The organism is Streptomyces sp. NPDC055506 (genome assembly GCF_053643595.1).
Map to the genome: position 1 here is coordinate 23,063 of NZ_JBSHKH010000010.1, position 23,836 is coordinate 46,898.

A 23,836-nucleotide genomic window follows, 5' to 3' on the forward strand; every position below is an offset into this window, starting at 1 on the left:
CCCGGTTTCCACCGCTGTCGAAGACCGCCGGAGCCTGGAGCCGTGCATGCGTTTCGCCACCTATGAACATCGACACCAGCGACGGGTCGCCGTCGTGCAGGACGACGGCACCCTCCACCCGGTTCCCGGGGCGCGCTCGCTCACGGAGCTGATCAGCTGCGGCGACGGACTCGACGCACTCCTGCGCGCCGGAGCCGCCACGCTGGACGTCCCGCCGGGCCCTCACGTGTCCGAGGTGCGGCTGCTGCCACCGCTTCAGCCGCCCACCGTGCGGGACTTCGTCACCTTCGAGGAGCACGTCGAAGGGGTACGGCGGTCCGTTGACGGCGTCGGCGGAGTGCCCGAAGCCTGGTACGACGCCCCGACGTTCTACTTCACCAACCCGTACGCCGTCATCGGCGCCCACGACGACGTCCCGGTGCCGCCGGGCAGCGCGGTCCTCGACTTCGAGCTGGAGGTCGCCGCCGTCATCGGCCGGGAAGGGCGGGACCTGACGCCGGAGCAGGCACGGGACCACATCATCGGCTACACGGTCTTCAACGACTGGTCGGCCCGCGACCTGCAGTCCCGCGAGATGCAGGTCCGCCTCGGCCCGTGCAAGGGCAAGGACACCGCCGCCACCCTCGGCCCGTACCTGGTCACCGCCGACGAACTGGAGCCGTACCGCGACACCGACGGCTTTCTGCGCCTGGCGCTGACCGCCTCGGTGAACGGCGAGGTCGTCGGCAAGGACCTGCTGTCCAACATGAGCTGGACCTTCGAGGAGATGGTCGCCTACGCCTCACGCGGCACCGTCGTCCGCCCCGGCGACGTGCTCGGCTCCGGCACCTGCGGCAACGGAGGCTGTCTCGCCGAGCTGTGGGGCGTCCGGGGCGAGCAGTCCCCGCCCCCGCTGAAGCCGGGCGACACCGTCACCCTCACCGTGGAGGGCATCGGCACCGTCTCCAACACCGTGGTCGCGGGCAGGGAGCCCGAGCCGCTGCCGACCGCCCGGCGCCGCACCCGGGAGCGGCCGTGAACGACCTGCACCCCAAGAGACTCCTCGGCAAGGTCGTCGTCGTCACCGGCGCCGCGCGCGGCCAGGGCGCCGCCGAGGCCGAGGCCCTGACCCGCGAGGGCGCCCGCGTCATCGCCACCGACGTGACCGAGGCCCCCGGCTGCCGCCGCCTCAACGTCACCGACGAGGAGCACTGGGCGGAGCTGGCCGCCGAACTGCAGGAGTCGTACGGCCAGGTGCACGGCCTCGTCAACAACGCGGGCATCACCTGGCGCGCCCGCCTCGGCGATGTGACCCCCGACGACTTCACCCGCGTCCACGCCGTCAACGTCACCGGCCCGCTCCTTGCCATCCAGCACCTGACGCCGCTGATGCCGCCCGGCTCGTCCATCGTCAACGTCGGTTCCACCGCCGCGCTCAGCGGCCACTACCCGGTCGCCTACACGACCAGTAAATGGGCACTGCGCGGCCTGTCGAAGACCGCTGCCACGGAGCTCGGCCCGCGCGGCATCCGCGTCAACACGATCCACCCCGGCTTCATCGAGACCGAGATGACCTCCTCCGCCGCACCCGCCTTCCGCGAGGCGAACATCCGCGAGACCCCTCTCGGCCGCACCGGCACGGTCGACGAGGTCGCCCCGCTCGTGGTCTTCCTCCTGTCCGACGAGTCCTCCTTCATCACCGGCGCCGAGATCCCGGTCGACGGCGGACTTACCGCGCACGGCGGCGTCAAGTCCATCTCTGACGCTCTGGGTTCGGCTGCTGTGGATTCGGCTGCTTCGAATCCGGAGGGGCATTGAAACGGCTGGAAGGGAAGGTGGCCCTGATATCGGGCACGGCCAGCGGTCAGGGGCGCGCGGCAGCGCTGCGGTTCGCGGCCGAGGGCGCGATCGTCGTCGGCGGCGACCTGCGGCACGAGTCCGAGCTGAAGGCCCAGCGTCTCGTCGCGCAGGCGGGCGGCACGGCCCTCACCCCCGGCCCGCTCGACGCGACCGACGAGGACTCCGTCCGCGCCTGGGTCGAGGAGGCCGCGGACGCCTTCGGAGGCGTCGACATCCTCTATGCCAGCGCCGACGCCGACGCCGACGCCGTCCGTTTCGGTGCCGTCGACACCCAGCCGTACGAGGACTTCGGCTGCACGATGCGCGCCGAGCTGGACTCGGTATGGCCGGCCGCGCACGTCGCCTGGCCCCACCGGGTGCGCAGTCGCACCTGCATCGTCACCACGGGGTCCCCAGCGAGCCTGACCGGCTCGCTCACCAACCAGCGGACGGCCTTCCCTCATGGCGTCCAAGGGCCCGGTGATCGCGATGACCCGGCAGTTCGCCGCCGAAGGCGCCCCGTAAGGCATCCGCGCCACCTGCGTCAGCCCGGGGTGATCGACACCGAGGCCACGCGCGGCGACCCCGCCGGCCGACGACCATCCCCTGTGGACCATCGCCCGCCACATCTCCCTCGGCCGCGTCGGGCTCCCCGAGGAGGTCGCCAACGGGGCCGTCTTCCTCGCCTCCGACGAGGCGGCCACATCACCGGCGCCGACCTCGTCGTCGACGGCGGCCGGTCGTCCGTACTCCCCAGCTGAAAGGGCCACTTCCGTGAACAAGGTGAGCGCGAACGCCGACGAGGCGGTCGCCGACATTGCCGACGGCGCGTCTCTGGCCGTCGGCGGCTTCGGCCTCAGCGGCATCCCCGAAGTGGTGATCCGGGCCCTGCACGAACAGGGCGCCACCGGCCTGCAGGTCGTGTCGAACAACTGCGGCGTGGACGGCCGCGGGCTGGGCGTGCTGCTCGCCGCCGGCCGGATCGCCCGCGTGACGGGCAGTTACGTGGGCGAGAACAAGGAGTTCGCCCGCCAGTACCTGTCGGGCGAGCTGGAGGTGGAGCTGGTGCCGCAGGGCACACTGGCCGAGCGGCTGCGCGCCGGCGGCGCGGGCATCCCCGCGTTCTACACCCCGGCCGGTGTGGGCACCCAGGTCGCGAACGGCGGTCTGCCGTGGAGGTACGCGGCGGACGGCTCGGTCGCCGTGGCCTCCCCACCCAAGGAGACCCGCGACTTCCACGGCCGACCGCACATCCTGGAGCACGCCATCACCACCGACTTCGCCCTCGTCCGGGCTTGGCGGGGGGACCGGCACGGCAACCTGGTCTTCCGCCGCGCCGCCGCCAACTTCAACCCGCTCGCGGCGATGGCCGGCCGGATCACGATCGCCGAGGTCGAAGAGCTCGTGGAACCGGGCGAGCTGAGCCCCGACGCCGTCCACCTCCCCGGCGTCTTCGTCCAGCGGATCGTAAAGCTCACCCCCGCTCAGGCCGCTGACAAACAGATCGAGAAGAGGACGGTACGAGCATGAGCACGACGATGGACACGCCTCGCGGCTGGACCCGCGACCAGATGGCCGCCCGCGCCGCCGCCGAACTCACCGACGGCTCCTACGTCAACCTCGGCATCGGCCTGCCCACACTCGTCCCCGGCCACCTCCCGCCCGGCGTGCAGGTGGTGCTGCACTCGGAGAACGGCATCCTCGGCACCGGCCGTTATCCGACCGCCGACGAGGTCGACCCGGATCTCATCAACGCGGGCAAGGAGACCGTCACCGTCCTGCCGGGGGCCTCCTTCTTCGACTCGGCCCTGTCCTTCAGCATGATCCGCGGCGGTCACATAGACACCGCGGTGCTGGGCGCCATGCAGGTGTCGGAACGCGGTGACCTGGCCAACTGGATGATCCCCGGAAAGATGGTCAAGGGCATGGGCGGGGCGATGGACCTGGTCCACGGCGCCCGCCGGGTCATCGTCCTGATGGAGCACACCGCCAAGGACGGCAGCCCGAAGATCCTGACCGAGTGCACCCTGCCGCTGACCGGCGAACGTTGTGTCCACCGCGTCATCACCGACCTCGGAGTCCTCGACGTCACAACCGACGGCCTCACCGTCGTCGAGACCGCACCCGGTATCACCCTCGACGAGATCACCGCGAAGACGGCCGCGCCCCTGCGGACCGACGCCGTCACCGCTGCCCGCTGAACGCGGTCGTCCGCGACCCCGCTCGCAGGTTCGGGCAGCGGCCCGTCACCACTGCCCGAACGCGGCCGGGCCGCCGATCGGCGATGGGCCGGTCACGGTCGCTGGTCATGTGCTGACAGATCAAGGCCCGCCCACGGCGCGGGCGCGGCGCGCTCGGCGGCTTCGGGCATGAAGCGGGGAGACACCCTCTGTGGCTGGGGCGGTCGGCTCCGCGGCTTTAGGCAGCCACTTTGGGGCGAGCCGCTGGCGGTCGCTCACGAGGAACACTCCAGCACGGCAGGACTCCCCGACCAGTCCCCACATGCCTGTGCAGGCACGAGATGATCACGGAGCATGGGGCGACGGCCCGCGCTTCGGCGTGGAAGTCCGGTACGCCATCGAGGATGAGTCTCTTGGACAAGGCGGAGAGCTCACCGACGGGCCATCAGTATCGCTGATGGCCCGTCACAATATTGTAATTAGTGATCGTTGAGGAATTGGAAGTGGTAAGAGCCCGAATTATCCGAGGGCTCATGCGAGACTATGACGTCGAATTTGTGGTTTTCCGCGAGGTTGTACTTGCCGCCGTCCGAGGCGTCCCGGTAGCTGCACTTACCGTCGTTCTTCGTGTCGGTGAGGCTGTACAGGAGGTCGCCGCTGTAGTAGTCGAAGACGTTCACCCACGCCTTCTTGCCGTCGCTCTTGGTGTCACAGACCCTGAGGTAGTCGCCGCGCTCCTCGATGTAGGCCGCCGCGTGCTTGCCCCTGTCGTACAGCGGTCCGTGGTCCCAGTCCACCGCCTGCGCCGAGCCCGGCACCATGGCCACCGCGACAGCGCCCATGGCCAGTGCGGACATTCCGCCCTGAACGATTCGCTTGATGCTCAATTCAATCCCCCTGGTTTTATGGTGAGTAGTGGTCAGAGTCGTATGAGGCTAACAGTGGATGTCGGTCACCGGCCGCCCGTGTCAGACGTGTGCCAGATCGTGCGGGGAACCACGGGGGACACCGGGGACAGGCTCGGCGAGGGGACGGACACCAGCAGCGCTCCCGTGCAGGTCAGCCGAGCAACCACCCGTAGATCACCTCAGCTTCCCAAGCTGATGGTCTACCGCCAGCTTCTCAGCGGTCGGCTTTCCTTCGCCGCATTCCGGACCGATCATGGGGTCATGGTGTCGAGCATCGTCGTTCAGTACACCGATCTCCTGCGGACCAGCGACTACGACCTGTGGACCCGGTTGCGGGACCTTCTCAGGGCCCAGGGACTTGATCCAGGGGTCAGCAGCGGTCACCAAGGGGGACTGTCGGGTGCGTCCGTGCCCGCCAGATCGGTCCACGAAGCAGCAGGTCACCGACCCATTGCCCCAGTCTCTCTCCTAAAGTGGTTGTTCAGCGCGCTCAACGCGTCCACACCCGCTGGAACTCTTCGGCTGGGATGGCCTCCAGTGGATCCTCTTCAGGATCGATCGCCTGGTCTGTCAGGAAGCCGTGCTCGGCCTCCAGGTGCTCCCAGCTGTACTGGTGGAGTTGGCCGGCCGAAGTCATCTCGGCTTGCTTGAACCACGGGACCATCGTGTCAGCGAGCGCACGCGATGGTCCCGTTCTGACATCCACAAGTGAGATCAACGGCGCCGGACGCCAGCACTCCCAGACGGTCTGGCACGGCCAGCGTGGCCAGGCGACTCCCTGGCAGTGCCACGCAGTGATCGAACTCCAAGCGGGCGTCACAGGTTGGAATCCTGCCCGGGGGCACCAGCGCCCCGGGCCGATCATGGTCTGGGGACCCGTCTGCTAGTCGAGCGGCCCGCGTTTCGCACGCGGTGTGGGGTGCGTGCCGTCAGCGAGCTGTGGGCAGTCTTCCCTGAGCCCGAGCCCGAGCCCAAGGTCGTGTCGTCGAGGGCGCCGGGCTCAGTCCCGCGCCGCCCCCGTCAGGGACAGGTCCCAGTACGCGGCGTACCGGCCGGCGAGGCGCAGCAGGTCCTCGTGGGGGCCCTGTTCGACCACTCGCCCGGCGTCCAGGAAGGCCACTCGGTCGGCCCGGCGTACGGTCGCCATGCGGTGGGCGACCAGCACCACGGTCCGGCCCGTCATCAGCTGCTCGATGCCGGCGTGCACGGCCGCCTCGTTCACCGGGTCCAAGGCCGAAGTGACCTCGTCGAGCAGGACGATCGGGGCGTTCTTCAGCAGCGCGCGGGCGATGGAGACGCGCTGCCGTTCGCCGCCCGACAGCAGTGCCCCGCCTTCGCCCACGTCCGTCGACCAGCCGCCGGGGAGCCGCTCGATCACTTCGTCGAGACGGGCCGCGGCGGCCGCGGCGCGTACCTCGGCGTCGGTGGCGTCCGGGCGGCCGAGGCGCACGTTCTCCTCGATCGTGCCGTCGAAGAGGTAGACGTCCTGGAAGACGATGGCGATCCGCGCCATCAGCGCCGCGGTGTCCATCTCCCGTACGTCCACGCCGCCGATCCGGACCGCGCCCGCGTCGACGTCGTAGAAGCGGGCGAGCAGCTGCAGCAGCGTCGTCTTGCCCGCGCCCGACGGCCCGACGACGGCGAGGCGCCCGCCCTCGGGTACGGACAGCGTCACCCCGTCTGCGACCACGCGGTCGCCGTGCCGGAAGGTGACCGTGTCGAACTCGACGTCGTGGCAGGACGGTTCGCGCGGCGCGCGGGGCTCCGGCAGCGGCTCGGTGGTGAGGACGTCGTCGAGGCGGGTGAGTTCGGCGCGGGCGGCGCGGATGCCGCCACCCATCTCGGCGAGGGACAGCAGCGGGTCGGCACAGCGGGCGGCGAGCACCAGGATTGCCAATACCTCGGCCGCGCCGATGTTTCCCCCGAGGGCGAGGTACGCGCCCAGTGCGAGCAGCGCGGTGAACACCGTCTGCACGGTGACCGCGAGACCCAGCACACCCGGCAGCGCAGAGAGGGTGGAGCGGCGCGAGGCGCGGCGCAGTTCGTTCAGGGAGTCGTCCAGCAGACCGAATCGCTCGCCGGTGCGGCCGGCGGCGCGCAGCACCGGCTGGGCCTGGAGGTACTCGATGACGCGGCCGGTGGCCTCGCGCTCGCGTTCCACTCGTTCCGTGTCGGTTGCCGTCGTCGCGCGGGCTGCGCGGAGTTGGACCGCGGCCACCAACGGCACGGCAGCCAAGCCGGCGAGCCCCAGCTGCCAGTTGAAGGCGAGCATCACGGCGACGATCGTCAACGGCGTCACACAGGCGGAGATGAACGGCGCCAGCAGGTGCGCGATCACGCTCATCGCCCGCAACACGCCCTGACTGGCGAGGACGGACACCTCGCCGGTGCGGCCGGGTTGATACCAGCCGATGGGCAACCGGGCGAGGTGTTCGCCGAGGCGCTCGTACATGCCGTGCAGCAGTGTCGTGCCCACGCGGAACCCGGAGCGGTCGCTGATGTACCGCAGCACCGCGTAGACCGCGACCGCCGTGCCGAAGGCGGCCAGCCAGGGCCGGGCGTCCTCGGGTGTGCTGCCGAAGAGCGCGCGCAGCACGGGCACCAGCAGGGCGTACGACAGTCCCTCGGCGAGGGCGGTCGCCGTCATCAGGGCGACGGTGCGGCGCACCGGCCCGGCGTACTCGTCGCCGAGCACACGCAGCAGTGTGCTGATCATCGGGCCTCTTCCCCTTCCCTGACACCGGCACCAGCACCGGCACCGGCACCGGCACCGGCACCGGCACCGGCGTGGATCTTCCAGAATTCGGCGAACGCGCCGTTTCGTGCGAGGAGTTCCGCGAGCGTGCCCCGCTCCACGATCTCGCCCTCGCGCAGCATCACGACGGTGTCGGCGTCGGCGATCGTCTCCATGCGGTGGGCGATGACCAGCGTCGTCCGCTTCTCCCGGTCCTGCGCCAGCGCCTCGCGCACCGCCTGCTCTGTCTGGGGGTCGGCGAAGGCGGTGGCCTCGTCGAGGACCAGGACGGGGGCGTCCGCGAGCAGGGCGCGGGCGATCGAGACGCGCTGCGCCTCGCCGCCGGAGAGGCGGGCGTCCTCGCCGATCACCGAGTCGTAGCCGCGGGGCAGTTCGAGGATGCGGTCGTGAATGCTCGCCCGGCGGGCGGCGCGGACAACGGCGTCGCGGTCGGCGTGCGGGACGGCGAGGGCGATGTTGTCCGCGACCGAGGCGCGCAGCAGCCGGACGTCCTGGAAGACGAAGGACACCCGCCGGTACAGCTCCTGGCTGCCCACCTCACGCAGGTCGACGCCGCCGAGGAGCACGGAGCCGTGCGTCGGGTCGTAGAACCGCGGCAGCAGTTGCACCAGCGTGGACTTGCCGCTGCCGGACGGCCCCACCACGGCGGTGATCGTCCCCGGCTCCAGCACCAGGTCGATCCCGCACAGCACCTCGCGCCCGGCCTCGGCACCCTCGTACCCGAAGCGGACGTCCCGCAGCTCCACCCGGTGTCCCTCGGGTGCCACCGGCCGTTCGGGCTCGGGCAGCGGCGGCTCGGCGAGTACGTCCCGGATGCGGCCGACGGCGCGCCTCGCGGCCTGCAGGTCGTCGAAGCCGTGCCCGAGCGCGGCCACGGGCGCGGTCAGCCCGAGGCCGAGGAGCAGGAACGGCAGCAGGTCCGCCGGGGCGAGTCCGCCCCCGGTGATCCGGTACGCGCCGCCGACCAGCACCGCCAGCAGCACGAACGGCGGCGACAGCGCCACCTGCATCCCGGCGGCGACCCCGGAAAGACCGCGCACCATCCGGTAGAAGCTCCGGGTGAAGTCGCCCACCGCCGCACGGAACCTGCCGTGCGCCCGCTCCGACCCGCCGAACGCCTTCACCACCGCGATGCCCTGCACGAACTCGACCGCCGACGCCGAGATCCGCCCCATGGCGGCGTCGAACTCCTTCTGCTCGCGCAGCCGCGTGGGGGTCATCATCAGCGGCACCAGCGCGACCGCCAGCAGCACGGGGATCAGCGTGATCAGCGTCAGCCGCCAGTCCACGGTGAAGAGGTAGCCGAGCGAGACCAGCGGCACCACGAAGGCGGAGACCAGCTCACCCGGCGTGTGGGCGATGAGCGGGTGCACGGCACTGACGTCCTCGCCCACCAGCTTCGCCAGCTCCCCGCTGCGCCGCCGCGCCAGCCGGCCGATCGGCATCCGCCCGAGCCGCGCGGCGAGTCGCCGGCGCAGCGACAGCTGCACCCGGGTGTCGAGGAGGTGCCCGACGCCGGACGAGGCGGCCGTGAACAGCAGCCGTACGAGCAGCCCTGCCGCGCCCGCGATCACGACGTCGCGCACGTGCTCGTCGTCGGCCGGCCCCGGCGCCAGCAACGTACGGCCGAGCTCGACGACCGCGAGCAGCGGCGCCAGGCCGGCGACGGCGCCGATGACCTGAAGGACGACGACGACGGCGAAGCCGCCCGCGTACGGGCGCAACAGACGGGCCACGCCCGGTGGTGGCGGCGCGGTGGTTCCGGTGGAAGTCATGCGCTCACCTTCGCGGCGGCTGCGGCCCGCTGGATTGGAGAAATGTTCCGTCCGGATGTTCCGTCCGGACGGAGCATCCGGGCGGGCCGTAGCATGGAAGCATGTCAACTGCCGTGCGTCGGCGCGTCGTTGCCCCGGTGTGGGAGGTCACGCGCCCGGCCCGGCCCGGCCGCGTACCCGGCGTCGTCCTGGCGGGGCTGCGCGACCGCGGCCCTGCTCCGGTCGACCACCGGCTCGACCCGCACCCCGTGCTGACGCTGGCACTGCCCTGCGGCGAGGCGGCGCTGGGCATCGACGAGTCGACGGGGCGGCAGCACCGCGGCAGCCTTGTCACCGGGCTCGGGTTCGGTGTCGGCGGTGCGGCGCGGGTGCGGGCCGCGAACGTCGAGTGGATGCAGGTGCGTCTGTCGCCCGCCATCGCACGTGCCGTGCTGGGCGTGGGGCCTGCCGAGCTGGAGAGTTCCGTGGTGGCCCTGGACGACCTGTGGGGAGAGCGGCGGGCAGCCCGGCTGCGCGAGCGGCTGGCCGGGACCGCCTCGTGGGAGGAACGCTTCGCGCTCGTCGAAGCGTTCCTCGCCCGGATGCCCGCCGCGGGGCCCGCCATCGAGCCGGAACTGGCCTGGGCCTGGGACCGTATCGTCGCCGGGCACGGCCAGGTGCGGGTCGAGGGGCTGGCCGACGAGCTGGGCTGGAGCCGCAAGCGCCTGTGGTCCCGTTTCCACGCGCAGCTCGGCCTGCCGCCCAAGCGCGCCGTGAAGCTCGTCCGCTTCGACTGGGCCGCCACCCGCCTGGCCGGGGGCCAGGAGGCGGCCGGGGTCGCGGCGGACTGCGGCTACGCCGACCAGTCGCATCTGCACCGGGACGTCGTGGCGTTCACCGGTGTGACCCCCGCGACCGTGGCCGGCCAGTCGCTCGTCGCGTCGGCCGACCTGGCGTGGGTGGACCACGTGCCGCGCCTCTCGGCACGGTGGGGCGATGCCCCGGCCTCCCGTTTCGACGGGCCGCACCGGCCACCGCCGCCGGCCACCGGCGGAGATGCCCGAGGTGGACGGGTTCCCGGGCGGAGTACGGATGTGCGGAGTACGAGTTCGGATGTACGGTCCTGTCACCCGGGCCGGCGGCCCGCTCGCGCCGCCGATGCGGGGGACTCCGGGTGACGACCGATCGTGGTCCGGGGCATTCGGAAGGCCCGACAAGGGTGCGCGGCTGCTACCGGAGCGCGCCCGCGTCCTTGGCGCTTTCCGGGCGCCTCCGCTCCCGGACCAGTGAGATCGCGATCACCAGAGCGGCCACGAGCACGGAGAGCAGTACCTGGCTCCGTCCGCCGCCCTCCTTGTCGTCGGTGAGCATGTAGACGAGCACGAACGAGATCATCGCGATCGTCACCCACGTCAGATACGGGAACAGCCACATCCGGACGACGAGCTTCTCCGGGTTCTCGCGCAGGATGATCCCCCGCATCCGCAGCTGCGAGAAGCAGATGACCAGCCACACGAAGAGCGCCACCGCACCGGAGGAGTTCAGCAGGAACTGGAACACCGTGTCCGGCCACAGGTAGTTGAAGGCGACCGCCACGAAGCCGAAGGCCACGGAGGCCAGGATCGCGGGCTGCGGGACTCCTCGCGCGTTCGTCCGTACGAAGGACCGCGGGGCGTCGCCGCGCTGCCCGAGGGAGAAGGCCATACGGGAGGCGGTGTAGAGGCCGGAGTTGAGACAGGACAGCACGGCGGTCAGCACGATGAAGTTCATGATCTCGCCGGCGTGCGGGATGCCGATCGTGTCCAGGGCCGCGACGTACGACCCCTTCTTCTCGATCGCGGGGTCGTTCCAGGGCAGCAGGGAGACCACGACGAGGATCGAGCCGATGTAGAAGACGCCGACCCGCCAGATCACGCTCCGGGTGGCCTTCGCGACCGCCCGCCGCGCGTCCGGGGACTCGGCGGCGGCGAGGGTGACGATCTCGCTCCCCATGAAGGAGAAGACGACCAGCAGGATGCCGGTGAGGATCGCTCCGCCGCCGTTCGGCAGGAAGCCGCCGTGTTCGGTGAGGTTGCCGAAGCCGGTCGCGGCGTGGTCGGTGCCGGGCAGCACACCGAAGATCGCCAGGCCGCCGAGGACGATGAAGCCGCCGATGGCGACGACCTTGATGCCCGCGAACCAGAACTCGAACTCGCCGAAGGAACCGACCGAGATCAGGTTGGTGGCGGTGAGGACCACCATCACGATCAGCGCCCAGGCCCACTGCGGCACGGCCGGCACCCACCCTTCCAGGATCACGGCACCCGCCGTCGCCTCCACGGCGAGCACGACGACCCAGAAGAACCAGTACAGCCAGCCGATCGAGAACCCGGCCCAGCGGCCCAGCGCCCGGTCCGCGTAAGCGGAGAAGGAGCCGGAGGTCGGGTAGGCCGCGGCCATCTCGCCGAGCATCCGCATCACGAACACGACCAGGGCCGCGACCAGCGCGTACGACAGCAGGATGCCGGGCCCTGCGGCGGCGATACCGGAGGCGGAGCCCACGAACAGGCCGGCGCCGATCACACCACCGATGGCGATCATGGACAGATGGCGGTTCTTGAGACCGGCCTTCAGGCCTGCCTGCTCCGGGGAATGACCGTCGGCGGGTGGGGCGGTGTCAGGGGCCGGAGCAGCTGGGGGACGTGTGGTCATGTCGACATCCATCCGTTGAGTGGTGGGGAAGCCGTGTGGGGAGTGGCTGCCGTGGTTGCTGGGGCATCGCCTCGACGGCGGAGACGAGCAGGCCGGTATGGCAGGGGGGAGGGCCATGGCCTTGAAGGTTCCGCAAGCGTTCAGGGTGCGGGGCGCGGTATCCGGATGCCGTACGGGTGATGGGGTCGTCACCGCACGTCCGCGCTGCGCTCCGCCTCCTCATGAGAGGCGGTCCGTTTCACTTGCGGGAGGAGATTTGCGCCAGCGTATGGGGAGTCATGGGCCGGTGGGCTTGTCCAGTACGACGAAGTCGTCGCCGATGGCTGTACGGCCCCACAATGCGAAGGGGAAGCGGGATCAGCTGCCGGGCGGCAGGCGCAGCTGGAGCATGGCAAGCAGACGCTGGTCGGGACGGCTCAGGTCGAGACCGGTCAGCTCCTCGGCCCGGCGAAGGCGGTAGCGCAGCGTGTTGGGGTGCACATGCAGCTGGGCGGCGGCCGCCCGTACGTCGCCGAAGGAATTCAGGTAGGTCAGCAGGGTCTCCGCCAGGCGGCCCTGGTGCCGGCTGTCGTGGGCGACAAGGGCGGTCAGCCGTGGATCCCGTATCTCGGGATGGCCGGAGAGCAGCGTCAGCACTTCACTGACCAGTACTTCCGACTGGATGTCCGGCAACGCGGCGACCGCGGTGTGTACGTCGGCTCCCAGCATGGCATCGAGGATGCGGTCGGCCTCCCGGCGCGACTCCGTGACGTCGCCGAGCGTGGACACCACGCAACCGACCGAGCCACGCAGCGGCAGGCCCAGGTGTCGGCGTACGGCGTCGGTGATCTCCTGACCCCAGCCGCGCAGCGTGTCTATGTCGACGCCGCGCGGCAACTGGGGCAGGAGCACGTAGATGCGGGGATCGACCTGCGTGACCAGCGCGCTGCGGTGCCGGGCGGCTATGTGCACGGAGACCAGGTTGGTGACTTCGGCATGGGTCAGCTCCGCTGCGGCGACGACCTCCGCGGTTCCGTACGAGAAGCCCAGGACGGCAGCCGGGCGGGTCGCGTCGAATCCCAGGTGGGTGGCCAGCGGCTGTGGTCCGGTGTTCCCCTCCAGCAGTCCGGCCAGCAGGGTTCGGGTGAACGTCAGGTTCTCCGAGAGCTCCCGGCGGCGGCGCACCAGATGGAGCGCGGCGACCCGGGCGGCACCCAGCAGTGCCTGGCCTGAGCGTTCGGACAGCGGTGTCGAACCCTCCTGCACCCAGATGGTCCCCAACTGCCGCTCCCCGGACCGGATGGCCACCGCGAGCCGACGGCGGATCCCCAGCTCGGGGTGACTGTCGATGCTGATCACCTCGTCGCTGGAGTGCAGGTGCTGGAACACACCCCACTCGCGCAGCTTCGCCAGGTAAGCCTCCGGTCCCTGCCAGCCGAGGATGGACCGCCGCCGCAGGTCGTCGATCTCGTCGGAGTCGGTGGAGCGGGAGTACGCCAGCACCCGGTTGGCGGTGTCCTCGATGCTGACGATGCCGCTGGTGAGGATGGCGGTGGTCTGGGCGAGTGAGAACAGGTCGCTCTCCTCGGCTTCGCCGATGTGCCCCGGCGGCGCGTCGTCGAGGGCGGCGCGTGCCAGCGCGTTCACCTGTTCCCAGCGTGCGTCGCCGCGCAACGAGAGCAGGGCGACCCCGGCCTCGGTGGCGGTCTCGCTGAGAGCCGCGGCCTGGCCGGGACCGTCCAGTTTGACCACGACGCCGGCGGCACCGTCGCGCCCGGCGGCCCGCAGCGCGGGATAAGCGGCTCGGCCACGGGCACCGATGGCGAGGGCCAGCTCGCCCGGCCGGGTGGTCGGCGCCTCCTCGGGATCGAGCAGGGCCACGCCACGGATCTCGACGTCCAGTCCGGCGGGAGCGGCCTGCACCTCCACCAGCGAATCGCCCAGAGCCATCAGCAACTCGCGCAGGCTGATGCTCGCGGGAAGCGGGGTCATCTCGGCCGGATCCATGATCGTCGCCTTTACTGGGAGCCATGCCGGAGCCCTGATGCTATCTGTCCGGCGACGAGCACCGCCGTGGAGCATGTGCGGACCGCGGGCCGGGCCCGGACGAACGGGTCGCCGACGAACTGGAGCTCGTCGCCGAGTGGGCCGACAGCCGCCAGGAAATGGCCTCCGCGTCCGCCGCCTGTGAGCGGGCCGCCCAGCTCACCGAGGACCCGAAGCGGCGGGCGCGGCTCCTGATCAGCGCGGCCCAGAAGGTCGGCGAGGGCGCCTCAGCCGACGGCGGTGCCCTCGAGTTCGATCAGCTGGCCGGGGATCGCCAGGCGGGTCACCCCGAGCATCGTGGTGGTCGGGGCCACCGCGGCGGTGCCCAGACGGGCCGCCAGCGTGCCGTAGTGCGGGAGGAGGAGATCGACGTCGGTCGTGTAGACGTTGAGCCGGACCAGGTTCGCGAGCGACATGCCGGCCTCGCCGAGCACCGCCTCCAGGTTGTCGATGCTCAGCGCCAACTGCGCTGCCATGTCACCGTCGTGCTGGGGCTTGCCGTCGGGGCTCATCGCGGTCTGTCCCGAGATGTACAGGGTCCGGGTGTGCCCGGAGACGACCTCGCCCTGGTTGAACCCCAGCTCCACGGACCACTTCACCGGGTTGACCGCCGTACGTTCCATTGCCACGTCAGCTCCACAGTCGATTCGATTTCGCGTCGTGGCAACGAGCCTCCCAACAAATCATGACACCCTTGGTCATGTATTCCATTAGCGTTCTGGCATGCGCGCCGACCGGTTGGTCTCACTGGTGCTGCTGCTGCGCCAGCGCGGTCGGCTGACCGCGGACACCCTGGCCCGCGAGCTGGAGGTGTCCACCCGCACGGTGCTGCGCGACATCGAGGCGCTGTCCGCGGCCGGCGTCCCGGTCTACGCCGAACGGGGCCGGTACGGCGGCTTCGCGCTGTCGCCCGGTTTCAGGACCGAGCTCACCGGGCTGAATCACGATGAGGCTCTTGCCCTGCTGACTGCCGGATCGGGGCGTGGCGAGCAGGTGTTCGGCCTCGGCTCGGCGCTTGCATCGGCCATGCGCAAGGTGGCCGACGCGCTGCCCGAAAGCCACCGGGGCACCGCGAGCGACGCGGCCCAGCGTTTTCTCATCGACCCGGAGACCGACCTGCTCTCTCGCCGGCTGGTCACTGACGAGGTACCCGACACCACCATGACCGAGGTCCGGCGCGCGGTGCTCGCCGGACACAAGCTGCGCATCCACTACGCGGCCACGGGCCATGCACCGCAGTGGCGCACGGTGGATCCGATCGGCCTGGTCACCGTACGCGACCGGGGCTACTTGCTGGCCACCAGATCCGGCACGGACCGCACCTACCGGCTGTCGCGGGTGCTGGCCGCCGAGGAACTCCCCGAAGCGGCGCAGCGGCCGAATCGGGTCGATCTGGACCGGATCTGGCGGGAGCGTTCCGCACGGTTCCTCGCCGGCGGCGACCACGTCACCGTGCTGGTCCGGGTGAGCCCGGCGCGGCGGGAGGAGCTGCTGGACACCGCGCTGGCCGTGCGCGCGGAGATGCCCGATACGGACGGCTGGCTGCGGCTGGAGGTGACCTTCCAGGATTCACGACACGCCGAATGGGCGCTGTGGCGGCTCAGCACGGACGCGGAAGCCCTCGCGCCGCAGTCGTTGCGCGCATCCCTGCGCGACCGCGCCACCGCCATTGCCGCCCGCTACGCAGACTCGGACTCGTCCCTGCGGCAGTAGGTCTCACCTTCCGTCGGCTCAGGGCTTCTTCGTGGCCGACCTCTTCGTGGCCGACGTCTTCGTAGCCGACTTCTTCGTGGCCGACCGCTTTGTGCTCTTGGGCTTGCTCGTACTCGGGCTCGGCGGGCTCTTCCGGGCGGCCTTGGCTGGGGGCTTGCTTCGCTTCGGGGTGGTCGGCCATTTGAGTTCGATTTCCAGCTCGATCTCCCCGTTGTCGATCTCGACCTCCATCTCGCTGTGGAGGTCGTCGGGGATGCGCAGGCTCAGCGTTCCGGAGCTGAGTTCCAGTTCGGCGTCGCCGCCTTCTCGCAGGGCGGTTGCGAGTGCCGTGAGCTGGTCGGCCGCCTCCAGGCGTGACAGGGAGCGCTTCTGCTCAAACTTGAGATCTGTCATGCGTGTCTCCGATCCGGCAGGAATGGCGGCAGTCAGTCGGTGACTCGGTCGGCGTGGCGGTGGGCCACCCTCCATTCGCCGTCCTCGCGGCGGTACAGCTGGGTGGCTCGCAGGGTGTAGGTGCGGGGCTCTCCGTCGACGGAGGCGGAGACGTGTTCGAGGCCGGCCGTGTAGGCCATGCCCCCGGAGACGTCGTACGCCTGCGGTTCGAACACGTAAGAGGTGCAGTGGGAGAAGCTCTTTCCGAGGGTGGTGAAGAGCTTGTCGAGTTCCTGCTGGCCGTAGGCGTCGCGCCAGGCCCCCATGACGCTCACGGGCTCGTTGCGCGACCAGAGTGCCCGGCGGGGGGCCGCATCACCGTTGTGCAGCGCCCGCTCCGCCTCGTACAGGGCGGTCCTGACCCACGCCAGGAAGTCGTCGCGGTCGGTCATGCCTTCATCATGCGCCTGTTGATCGAGGGCGCCACTCGGCGGCGCTTCCCGTACGCGACGGTCAGTACGGCCAGCAGCGGGCCCCAGAGGATCAGGGGCGCGTAGCAGGCGTAGAACCAGGCCGTCTCCCAGCCGCCGATCTCGCCGGGGGAGTTGGCGGGCAGGGCGTCGCCGCGGATCGTGGTGCCCAGGATCTGGGTGACGAGGGTCAGGGCGGTACCGAGGGTGAGGATCGTGGCGGCGGTGGCCGACGTGATGACCGTCGCCCTGACCGGCACCCGGCGGCCCCGGAGGAGAGGTACCCAGCTCGGGAACACCTCGCCCCAGCGGGCGATCAGCCCGATCGCCGTGAACGCGAGGGCTTCGGAGAGGACCGACAGGAAGACGATGTACACCTGCTCGCCGGGGCCGGTCCCGTCGTCCAGTAAGGCGGGCAGGCGCCAGATGCCGGAGGGCAGGACGGCCAACGGTACGGCGTAGGCGAGTAGTTGTAGGCGGCGAGGGACCCCGGCAGCGGGCTGGTGGGCCGCCTGCCAGGCGGTGCGGAGTCGCCCGGTGCGGGGCGCTGTCGGGTTCTCGGCGTGCGGGAGCGGCTGCATGCGCGGTCCTCGATCCTGGGTCCTGAGTCCGGAGTCCTGAGGCCTGAGTCCTGGGTCCTGGGTCCTCGGTTCGGTGGGCTGGTGGCCGGCCGGGTCCGTCATGAGCGTCGCAGTCCCGAGAGCGTCGAGGATCGGACCGAGGGGTCGACTCGCTCCGCCGTGCGGGGGATGGGGCATGCGCCCAGAGGGGGGCAGCCGAGTGCCGCATCCGCCCTGAAGGGCTCAGTCCGTGCCCACGCCGTCGATCAAGCGGTTGAGGAAGCGGTTGAACGTGGCCTCGGGGGTCAGGGGGCGGGCCGGGGCCGAGAGGGCTTCGGCGAGTTCCGGGTGGTGGCCGTCCGCGGCGACGGTCGCGAGGTAGCGGGCCTCGGCCGCGGCCCGGTCGGGGGAGCCGGCCGCTGCCGCCTGGGTGAGTTCATGGCTGACGTGTCCGGCGACGAAGGCCGTGAGCTGGGCGAAGATCTCCAGCTTGGCCGCGCCGTCCAGGCCCGTGGGGCGCAGGGCGGCGAGGGCGTGTTCCAGAAAGGCCAGGGTGTTGGGGCCGAGGCTGCGGCGGGTGGACAGGGCGCCGGGCAGCCAGGGGTGGCGCAGCATGTTGGCGCGCTGGAGGTGGGCGACGGTCTTCAGGTCGGTGCGCCAGTCGCCGGTGAGGGCGGCCGACGCGGGCAGTTCGCCGCTGACGTGGTCGATCATCAGTTCCAGCAGCGTGTCCTTGTCGGGGGCGTAGCTGTAGAGCGACATGACCCCGGCGCCGACCTGTGCGGCGACGCGCCGCATGGTGACCGCTTCCAGGCCTTCCGCGTCGGCCAGGGCCACCGCGGCCGTCGTGATCGCCTCCCGGCTGAAGGCAGGTCTACGACCTCTACGGGACCGGGACTGGGACTGGGACTGGGACTGGGACTGGGACTGCTGGTGGTTCAGCCACAGCTGCTGCGGGTCGTGGGCCGGGGTGCCGGAACCGTCCTCACGCGTCACGGTTTCGCACTCCTGTCCGTCGAGGGTTCGCCGAGGGCCACTGTCGTCGCCATCCAAGCATCCTCTATTCTCGTACAACGTACGGAAAATCGAGGAGGGGGACCGACCATGGCCTCACGCACCCACGACCCCGCGGCGAAGCCGGCCTGGACGCCGCCCGCCCGGAAGCCGCCGCTGTCCTCGCGGATGATGAGGGCGATCTGGCGCGGGCTGCCGGAGAAGCGGTACGACGTCGGCTGGGAGCCGGGGCTGGCGGTGCCGGCCGCCGATGGCAGTCCGCTGGTCACGGACCACTACTTCCCCCGTGCGGACACGGGCGCCGATTTCCCCACCCTGCTGGTGCGCTCGCCGTACGGCAGAGGTCTGCCCTGGTCACCGCAGTACGGCATGCTCTTCGCCGAGCAGGGCTTCCATGTGATCCTGCAGAGCTGCCGCGGCACCGGCGGCTCGGGCGGTGCGTTCGATCTGTGGCGCAACGAGGCCGCCGACGGCCGGGCCACCGTGGCCTGGCTGCGCGAACAGCCCTGGTTCAACGGGGCGCTGGGGACCATCGGGCCCAGCTACCTGGGGTACGTGCAGTGGGCCCTCGCCCTGGACCCGCCGCCGGAGCTGAAGGCGATGGTGGTGCAGGTCGGGCTGCACGACCCGTACGCCCTGTTCTACGCGGACGGTGCCCTGCGGCTGGAGCACGCCCTGCTCGTCGGCCTGGGCATGACGTACCAGCACCAGGGGATCATGCCCGTCGCCAAGGCGACGCTGCGGCTGCAGCGCCGTATGCGCGACATCGTCATGGCGCGGCCGCTGCGCGGGGCGCACGCCTCCGCTCTCGGGGAGGTGCCGTGGCTCGACGACGTGATGACGCACCCGGACGCCGACGCCCCGTACTGGGACGGCGCGTCCCTGGCGCGGGCGGCCGAGGGGCTGAGCGTCCCCACGAGTCTGGTCACCGGGTGGCACGACGCCCTGGCCGACCAGACCTTCGAGCAGTACGCCCGGCTGCGCGAGGCCGGATGCGACACCGCCCTGCTGGTCGGTCCCTGGACCCATACCTCGGCCATGCAGCAGGGCTGGCCCGAGGTCTTCGCCGAGAGCCTCGCGTGGCTGCGTGCGCACCTGTGCGGTGATCCCTCCGGGCTGCGTCCCACGCGGGTGCGCGTGCACGTCGGCGGCGAGGGCGTGTGGCGGGACCTCGACGACTGGCCGTCGGGTCCGGCTGCCTCCGTCACAACCTCCCCCGGCACCACCTCATGGGTTCCCGCGGCGGACGGGCGTCTCGACCGGCGAGCTCCTACGGCTCCCACCGACGGAGCGGGGTCCGCACCCCTCGCGTCCCTTCGCTACGACCCGGCCGACCCCACGCCGTCCATCGGCGGTCCGCTGCTGTCCGGGACGGCCGGTGCCCGTGACAACAGCGCTCTGGAGGGGCGGGAGGACGTACTCACGTTCACCAGCCCGCCGCTGGCCGAGGCCGTGGACGTCATCGGTCCGGTCTCCGCTCGGCTGAGTGTCTCCACGGACACCGGGTACGCCGATGTCTTCAGCCGCCTGTGCGACGTGGACGCGCGGGGCCGCTCCACCAACGTCTGCGACGGGCTGGCCCAGGCGGCGACGGTGGGGGAAGAGCCCGCGCAGGTCACCGTTCGGATGAGCTCCACCGCCTACCGATTCCCGGCCGGGCACCGGATCCGCTGGCAGGTCAGCGGGGGTGCGCATCCGCGGTACGCCCGCAACCCGGGGACCGGCAAGTCGGGGGTGGACGCCGTCGACTTCACGGCGATACGCATCACTCTGCACGACGGTTCCACGCTGGTGCTTCCCGAGGGGTCCGGGGCCGTGTGAACGGCGGGGCAGCACCCGGATCGGACGCTCGCATGTGAGTGGTCGGACTGGCGGCCGTGGGCACTCCTGGTTCTCAACGGGTCCGCTCCCCCAGCCACCCCGCCATCGCCCGTACCCCGATGCCGATGGCCCGCTCGTCCGGGGCGAAGTCGGGGAAGTGGGGGTAGCAAGCGGTGATGGGAGTGCCCGGGGCGCGGACGCCGAGGAAGGTGTAGGTGCCGGGGACGCGGTCCAGGTAGAGGGCGTAGTCCTCACCGCTGAAGGGCGGGAACGCGGCATGGAGTGTGGTGACCGGGTCGCCGCCCAGTCGCCGGCGCAGGTGCCGGGCCAGGGCGCGGGCGTCCGGCTCCGGGCACAGCAGGGCGGGGAACGGCTCGGCGGGGAAACGGACTTCGGCCCCCGGGTAGGGCGCGGCCAGCCGGCGGATGTGATCGCGTACCTCCGTGTACCGCTCCTGTGGCCAGCAGCGGTAGGACACGCTCACGTCGGCCCCCTGCGCCGAGGCCCGAAGGGCCACGAAGCGCGCCAGCGGACCGTCGGGGGTCTGGGCGTCGGTGACCATCCGCTCAATGTCCGCGGGTGTCTGCGGCGGCGGCACCGTGGCGAGCGCGCCGATCCCGGCGGCCAGTCGCCGTGCGGCGTCCGGCGCGTCCGGGCCCTGGAGGGTCAGCTCCGCCTTGTCCTGGCCCGGCATCCCGTAGCCCGGGGTCACGGCGAACCGGCCTACGGGGAAGGGCCCGCAGTGCAGCGCGTGGATCTCCTCGACGCGGGTGCGCTCCAGTACGCCGGCCTCGATCATGGCGCGGGCTCCGGAGAGGCTCTCCTCGGCGGGCTGGAAGAGGAACACCACCGTGCCGCTCAGCCGCCGCCGCAGCCGCGCCAGGACCTTCGCGACGCCGAGGGCCACGGTCGTGTGGATGTCGTGCCCGCAGAGGTGGGCAACGGCCCGGCCGCCCCCGACGATGTCCTTGGGCGGTACCGCGTCCATGTCCGCCCGATAGGCGACCGTCCGGCCGGGACGCGCGCCGCGCAGGACGCCGACCACGCCGTGCCCGCCCACTCCGGTGGTGACGGCCAGCCCGGCCGCTCGCAGCTCCCGGGCGACCACGCCGGCGGTACGACGCTCCTCCCCCGGCGGCTCGGGATGCCGGTGGATGTCCCGCCGGAGCCGGATCAACCCGTCCTCCAGACGCGCCACCTCGGCGTCCACCGGCCCTTGCCCCAACGGTCCGCCGCGCCCACCTGCGGCGGCCGTGCCCGCGGTACCCCATACCGTTCCCGTGCCGGCCGCCGCGGCCATGCCGGCCAGCAGCGTGCGTCGTGCGAGTGCGTTCTCCGTAGGACGCTTCACTGTTCCGTTCCCCCTGCGTGATCGTCTAGTGGCCGCCGCCCGGCGGGCGGGAGACCTGTCCGTACACGATCACCGGTAGCGCACGCCGTCGCCCATCCGGCGAGCCACCGCCTGCGGGTGGGGAACACCCCAGCACGCCCCCCGTCCCACACAGTTCCCGCGGTGGAGCCGATCGAGGCCGACGGCTGGGACCGGCCGATCACGACCGCTTGGCCTGAGCGGCCGAAGCCGCTTGAACCGCCGTCGGGCTCAGCCTCGTACGGCCAGGTGGTACGCCGAGGCCCACAGCACCACCGCGCTGCCCAGGCCGACCGCGATCCGCACCGTCTCGCTCGTGAGGCCGGCCGCGACAAGGACGAAACCGACGATCGCGACGGCGGTCAGCAGCGTCGCCGTCCACCGGTACTGCCACTGGTCGTACAGGCGGGCCAGCGGGAAGAAGTGCAGGCCCACGATGAGGGCGATGCCGGCCGGGATGACCTCCGGACGGCCCGAGGCGTTGGACGCGGCGATGACGGCGAAGACGGCCACCAGCTCGATGGTGTTGACGATGCCGACGCCGCGCGCCCAGTTCGACGGCAGGTTCACCGTCCGGGGCGAGGGCGCGGCGGCCTTGCGGTATGCCAGGTAGAGCGCCACCGCCGTGACCAGTGCGGCCGCCGCCTCGATGCCCAGCGGGGCGATGTCCGTCGCCGAACCCGTCCCGGAGGCCGCCGCGACGGCCCACACCAGGGCGAACACGGAGAGCACGACGGTGCCGCGGCGCCGCAGGGCACGGGTGAGCGCGAGACACTCGGCGTCCGTGGCGGACGCGGGCGGCGGGGGCGTTGACATCATTTGCGGAGAATACGACTGCTGGCTCCTCCGCTCGACTGCTTTCGCTCAAAGCGGCTGCGCGGGCTCCGACAGCGGGCAGGATTCGACTGACGTGTGATGTCGAGCGACTCGTGGTGTCGCGTGACCGACCGGCCGAGGGAGCCTGCCATGCCGTACAGCTCCGCGGAGTGGCCCGCGCGCAGTCTGCTGGGGGCCGTACCGCCGGAAGCGCGCGGTGAGTTGCTCGAGCTGGGCGTGCCGGCGCGGTTCGAGGCCGGGAAGGTGCTGCTGAGCGAGGGCGCCCGGGACCGGCATGTGCTGGTGCTGCTGTCCGGCTTCGCCAAGGTGACGGCACGGGTGGAGAACGGCGAGGAGTCGCTGCTCGCGGTCCGGGTCGGCGGGGACAGTGTCGGTGAGATGGCCGCGTTCGACGGCACCCCGCGCTCGGCGACCGTGACCGCGTGCGGACCGCTCACGGCCCGACTGGTGCAACCCGCCCCGCTGCACGCCCTGTTGCTACGCCGCCCCGAGGTGCATCTGGCCCTGACCGGGATCATCGCCCAACGGCTGCGCTGGGCCAACCGCAGGCGTCTCGACTTCAAGGGCTACCCGGCGAAGGTACGGCTGGCCCGGCTCCTGGTGGAACTCGCCACCTCCTACGGTCGTCCTGGCGAGGGCGGCATGGTGCTCGGCTGCCGGCTCACCCAGCCCGAGCTGGCCGCGCTCACCGGGGCCGCCGAGACCACCGTCCACAAGGGGCTGCGCGAGCTGCGCCGGGACGGGCTGCTGGAGACGGGGTACGGGTCCACCGTCATCCGCGACCTGGAACGGCTCAGGGAGATCGGGGACCTCACTCCCGAGGACTGACCGGACTCCGCGCCGAAGACCGACCGGCCCCACTCCCAAGACTGACCGCCGGGCCGCGCTCGTCAGTTCAGCACCGGCCGCAGCACGACCAGCAGCCCCGCGCACACCCCCATCACCGCCGTACACCCCACCGCCGCCGTCACGCACCGGTACTTGCGCACCGCCACCTGGGACAGGAACCGGATCGTCTGGGACAACTCCTCGCGCTCCCGCTGCGGGTCGCCCTCGGCCGAGTCGCCGGCGGGCAGGATGTCGGGGCCCGAGGCGAGGTGGACGAAGCTGTAGCGGTTGGCGCCGGCGGGACGCAGCACCCGGGGGCGCAGGGTGGCGGCCAGGAAGCCCGCGCCGCCGGACATCGCGCAGAGGAACAGGGCGAGCAGGGTGGCGGCCAGTATGCCCCCCGGGCCGCCCGCGGACGCGGCGCGCAGGGCCCCCGGGGACCAGTAGCCGGCCGTGCCGACGAGGGCGGCCTGGGCCGCCGCGAGGATCCCGGCCTTGGTGTCGGCGTGCTGGTGGGTGGTCTGCAGGGCGGTGAACATGAACTGCGCGGGACGGCTGTCGGGGCGGGCACCGGTGGACGACGGCATGCTGCTCCTTCTGGGGCCGGTGGGCTGATGCATGCCTCCAGTACGCCCCGGAACCGGCCGGGCAACCTGGGATTTCTGCGGGATTCCCGAGGAATTGCGGAGGTCGGGCAGCCACCGTCCGCGCCAACGTTCCG

At 71.5% G+C, this 23,836-nt stretch carries 23 protein-coding genes; 9 read left to right on the plus strand and 14 right to left on the minus strand.

The window, feature by feature from the left end:
• Positions 1-46: 46 nt before the first annotated feature.
• From ACWIF2_RS06420 to ACWIF2_RS06440, 5 genes are read left to right on the plus strand one after another with little or no spacing between them, the layout of a single operon-like run.
• A complete protein-coding gene (locus tag ACWIF2_RS06420) occupies positions 47-1,018 on the plus strand; it encodes a fumarylacetoacetate hydrolase family protein (RefSeq protein ID WP_454358907.1) in 972 nt (323 codons plus the stop codon).
• A complete protein-coding gene (locus tag ACWIF2_RS06425) occupies positions 1,015-1,797 on the plus strand; it encodes an SDR family NAD(P)-dependent oxidoreductase (RefSeq protein ID WP_454358908.1) in 783 nt (260 codons plus the stop codon). Before ACWIF2_RS06420 ends, ACWIF2_RS06425 begins: the two co-directional genes overlap by 4 nt.
• A 17-nt stretch (positions 1,798-1,814) precedes the next feature.
• Positions 1,815-2,579, plus strand: coding sequence for an SDR family oxidoreductase (locus ACWIF2_RS06430; protein ID WP_454358909.1), 765 nt, complete (start codon positions 1,815-1,817; stop codon positions 2,577-2,579).
• 13 nt (positions 2,580-2,592) lie between these two features.
• On the plus strand, positions 2,593-3,348 hold the full coding sequence (locus tag ACWIF2_RS06435; RefSeq protein ID WP_454358910.1) for a CoA transferase subunit A: 756 nt from the start codon (positions 2,593-2,595) through the stop codon (positions 3,346-3,348).
• A complete protein-coding gene (locus ACWIF2_RS06440; RefSeq protein WP_454358911.1) occupies positions 3,345-4,019 on the plus strand; it encodes a CoA transferase subunit B in 675 nt (224 codons plus the stop codon). The genes ACWIF2_RS06435 and ACWIF2_RS06440 overlap by 4 nt, the downstream gene beginning before the upstream one ends.
• Positions 4,020-4,477: 458 nt before the next feature.
• Here ACWIF2_RS06440 and ACWIF2_RS06445 read toward each other — a convergent pair whose 3' ends face one another.
• The 4 genes from ACWIF2_RS06445 to ACWIF2_RS06460 all read right to left on the minus strand — a co-directional run bounded on the left by ACWIF2_RS06445 (position 4,478) and on the right by ACWIF2_RS06460 (position 9,436).
• Entirely contained in the window at positions 4,478-4,885 is a 408-nt protein-coding gene (locus ACWIF2_RS06445; RefSeq protein WP_454358912.1) for a hypothetical protein, read from the minus strand.
• Positions 4,886-5,396: 511 nt separating this feature from the next.
• Positions 5,397-5,543: a hypothetical protein gene (locus ACWIF2_RS06450; protein ID WP_454358913.1), complete on the minus strand. Its 147-nt coding sequence runs from the start codon at positions 5,541-5,543 to the stop codon at positions 5,397-5,399.
• A 363-nt stretch (positions 5,544-5,906) separates the two neighbouring features.
• A complete protein-coding gene (locus ACWIF2_RS06455) occupies positions 5,907-7,622 on the minus strand; it encodes an ABC transporter ATP-binding protein (protein WP_454358914.1) in 1,716 nt (571 codons plus the stop codon).
• Complete coding sequence (locus ACWIF2_RS06460) at positions 7,619-9,436, minus strand: ABC transporter ATP-binding protein (RefSeq protein ID WP_454358915.1); 1,818 nt, start codon at positions 9,434-9,436, stop codon at positions 7,619-7,621. Before ACWIF2_RS06460 ends, ACWIF2_RS06455 begins: the two co-directional genes overlap by 4 nt.
• Positions 9,437-9,537: 101 nt before the next feature.
• On the opposite strand from ACWIF2_RS06460, the gene ACWIF2_RS06465 reads away from it, so the two are divergent.
• A complete protein-coding gene (locus ACWIF2_RS06465) occupies positions 9,538-10,593 on the plus strand; it encodes a helix-turn-helix domain-containing protein (protein ID WP_454358916.1) in 1,056 nt (351 codons plus the stop codon).
• Positions 10,594-10,645: 52 nt separating this feature from the next.
• Here ACWIF2_RS06465 and ACWIF2_RS06470 read toward each other — a convergent pair whose 3' ends face one another.
• The 3 genes from ACWIF2_RS06470 to ACWIF2_RS06480 form a co-directional block, all read right to left on the minus strand.
• A complete protein-coding gene (locus ACWIF2_RS06470; protein ID WP_454358917.1) occupies positions 10,646-12,106 on the minus strand; it encodes an amino acid permease in 1,461 nt (486 codons plus the stop codon).
• 357 nt (positions 12,107-12,463) lie between these two features.
• Positions 12,464-14,092 (minus strand): PucR family transcriptional regulator, encoded by a 1,629-nt coding sequence (locus ACWIF2_RS06475; protein WP_454358918.1) that lies wholly within the window; start codon positions 14,090-14,092, stop codon positions 12,464-12,466.
• Between the two features lie 266 nt (positions 14,093-14,358).
• Positions 14,359-14,754 (minus strand): RidA family protein, encoded by a 396-nt coding sequence (locus ACWIF2_RS06480; protein ID WP_454358996.1) that lies wholly within the window; start codon positions 14,752-14,754, stop codon positions 14,359-14,361.
• Positions 14,755-14,854: 100 nt separating this feature from the next.
• Between ACWIF2_RS06480 and ACWIF2_RS06485 the strand changes: the two genes are divergently transcribed.
• A complete protein-coding gene (locus ACWIF2_RS06485) occupies positions 14,855-15,844 on the plus strand; it encodes a helix-turn-helix transcriptional regulator (RefSeq protein WP_454358919.1) in 990 nt (329 codons plus the stop codon).
• A gap of 18 nt (positions 15,845-15,862) precedes the next feature.
• On the opposite strand, the gene ACWIF2_RS06490 is transcribed toward ACWIF2_RS06485, so the two are convergent.
• The 4 genes from ACWIF2_RS06490 to ACWIF2_RS06505 form a co-directional block, all read right to left on the minus strand.
• Positions 15,863-16,237, minus strand: coding sequence for an amphi-Trp domain-containing protein (locus ACWIF2_RS06490; protein WP_454358920.1), 375 nt, complete (start codon positions 16,235-16,237; stop codon positions 15,863-15,865).
• A gap of 32 nt (positions 16,238-16,269) precedes the next feature.
• On the minus strand, positions 16,270-16,668 hold the full coding sequence (locus ACWIF2_RS06495; RefSeq protein WP_454358921.1) for a YybH family protein: 399 nt from the start codon (positions 16,666-16,668) through the stop codon (positions 16,270-16,272).
• A complete protein-coding gene (locus tag ACWIF2_RS06500; RefSeq protein ID WP_454358922.1) occupies positions 16,665-17,267 on the minus strand; it encodes a hypothetical protein in 603 nt (200 codons plus the stop codon). Before ACWIF2_RS06500 ends, ACWIF2_RS06495 begins: the two co-directional genes overlap by 4 nt.
• A 222-nt stretch (positions 17,268-17,489) precedes the next feature.
• Entirely contained in the window at positions 17,490-18,242 is a 753-nt protein-coding gene (locus tag ACWIF2_RS06505; protein WP_454358923.1) for a TetR/AcrR family transcriptional regulator, read from the minus strand.
• Between the two features lie 108 nt (positions 18,243-18,350).
• Here ACWIF2_RS06505 and ACWIF2_RS06510 point away from each other — a divergent pair, with 108 nt between their 5' ends.
• Positions 18,351-20,081 carry a CocE/NonD family hydrolase gene (locus ACWIF2_RS06510; RefSeq protein WP_454358924.1) on the plus strand — a complete coding sequence of 577 codons (1,731 nt, stop codon included), beginning with the start codon at positions 18,351-18,353 and terminating at the stop codon, positions 20,079-20,081.
• Between the two features lie 73 nt (positions 20,082-20,154).
• On the opposite strand, the gene ACWIF2_RS06515 is transcribed toward ACWIF2_RS06510, so the two are convergent.
• Complete coding sequence (locus ACWIF2_RS06515; protein ID WP_454358997.1) at positions 20,155-21,306, minus strand: M20 metallopeptidase family protein; 1,152 nt, start codon at positions 21,304-21,306, stop codon at positions 20,155-20,157.
• Between the two features lie 375 nt (positions 21,307-21,681).
• Positions 21,682-22,269: a DUF7010 family protein gene (locus tag ACWIF2_RS06520; protein WP_454358925.1), complete on the minus strand. Its 588-nt coding sequence runs from the start codon at positions 22,267-22,269 to the stop codon at positions 21,682-21,684.
• Positions 22,270-22,416: 147 nt separating this feature from the next.
• On the opposite strand from ACWIF2_RS06520, the gene ACWIF2_RS06525 reads away from it, so the two are divergent.
• Positions 22,417-23,115, plus strand: a complete 699-nt coding sequence (locus tag ACWIF2_RS06525; protein ID WP_454358926.1) for a Crp/Fnr family transcriptional regulator — start codon at positions 22,417-22,419, stop codon at positions 23,113-23,115.
• A 62-nt stretch (positions 23,116-23,177) separates the two neighbouring features.
• Here ACWIF2_RS06525 and ACWIF2_RS06530 read toward each other — a convergent pair whose 3' ends face one another.
• Complete coding sequence (locus tag ACWIF2_RS06530; protein WP_454358927.1) at positions 23,178-23,702, minus strand: Pycsar system effector family protein; 525 nt, start codon at positions 23,700-23,702, stop codon at positions 23,178-23,180.
• Positions 23,703-23,836 lie beyond the last annotated feature (134 nt).

Coding starts and splice junctions, on each gene's coding strand:
- ACWIF2_RS06470 (WP_454358917.1), bottom strand. CDS start 12,106: ATGACCACACGTCCCCCAGCTGCTCCGGCCCCTGACACCGCCCCACCC.
- ACWIF2_RS06490 (WP_454358920.1), bottom strand. CDS start 16,237: ATGACAGATCTCAAGTTTGAGCAGAAGCGCTCCCTGTCACGCCTGGAG.
- ACWIF2_RS06440 (WP_454358911.1), top strand. CDS start 3,345: ATGAGCACGACGATGGACACGCCTCGCGGCTGGACCCGCGACCAGATG.
- ACWIF2_RS06465 (WP_454358916.1), top strand. CDS start 9,538: ATGTCAACTGCCGTGCGTCGGCGCGTCGTTGCCCCGGTGTGGGAGGTC.
- ACWIF2_RS06460 (WP_454358915.1), bottom strand. CDS start 9,436: ATGACTTCCACCGGAACCACCGCGCCGCCACCACCGGGCGTGGCCCGT.
- ACWIF2_RS06495 (WP_454358921.1), bottom strand. CDS start 16,668: ATGACCGACCGCGACGACTTCCTGGCGTGGGTCAGGACCGCCCTGTAC.
- ACWIF2_RS06420 (WP_454358907.1), top strand. CDS start 47: ATGCGTTTCGCCACCTATGAACATCGACACCAGCGACGGGTCGCCGTC.
- ACWIF2_RS06475 (WP_454358918.1), bottom strand. CDS start 14,092: ATGGATCCGGCCGAGATGACCCCGCTTCCCGCGAGCATCAGCCTGCGC.
- ACWIF2_RS06485 (WP_454358919.1), top strand. CDS start 14,855: ATGCGCGCCGACCGGTTGGTCTCACTGGTGCTGCTGCTGCGCCAGCGC.
- ACWIF2_RS06510 (WP_454358924.1), top strand. CDS start 18,351: ATGGCCTCACGCACCCACGACCCCGCGGCGAAGCCGGCCTGGACGCCG.
- ACWIF2_RS06455 (WP_454358914.1), bottom strand. CDS start 7,622: ATGATCAGCACACTGCTGCGTGTGCTCGGCGACGAGTACGCCGGGCCG.
- ACWIF2_RS06500 (WP_454358922.1), bottom strand. CDS start 17,267: ATGCAGCCGCTCCCGCACGCCGAGAACCCGACAGCGCCCCGCACCGGG.
- ACWIF2_RS06480 (WP_454358996.1), bottom strand. CDS start 14,754: ATGGAACGTACGGCGGTCAACCCGGTGAAGTGGTCCGTGGAGCTGGGG.
- ACWIF2_RS06450 (WP_454358913.1), bottom strand. CDS start 5,543: ATGACTTCGGCCGGCCAACTCCACCAGTACAGCTGGGAGCACCTGGAG.
- ACWIF2_RS06520 (WP_454358925.1), bottom strand. CDS start 22,269: ATGATGTCAACGCCCCCGCCGCCCGCGTCCGCCACGGACGCCGAGTGT.
- ACWIF2_RS06530 (WP_454358927.1), bottom strand. CDS start 23,702: ATGCCGTCGTCCACCGGTGCCCGCCCCGACAGCCGTCCCGCGCAGTTC.
- ACWIF2_RS06525 (WP_454358926.1), top strand. CDS start 22,417: ATGCCGTACAGCTCCGCGGAGTGGCCCGCGCGCAGTCTGCTGGGGGCC.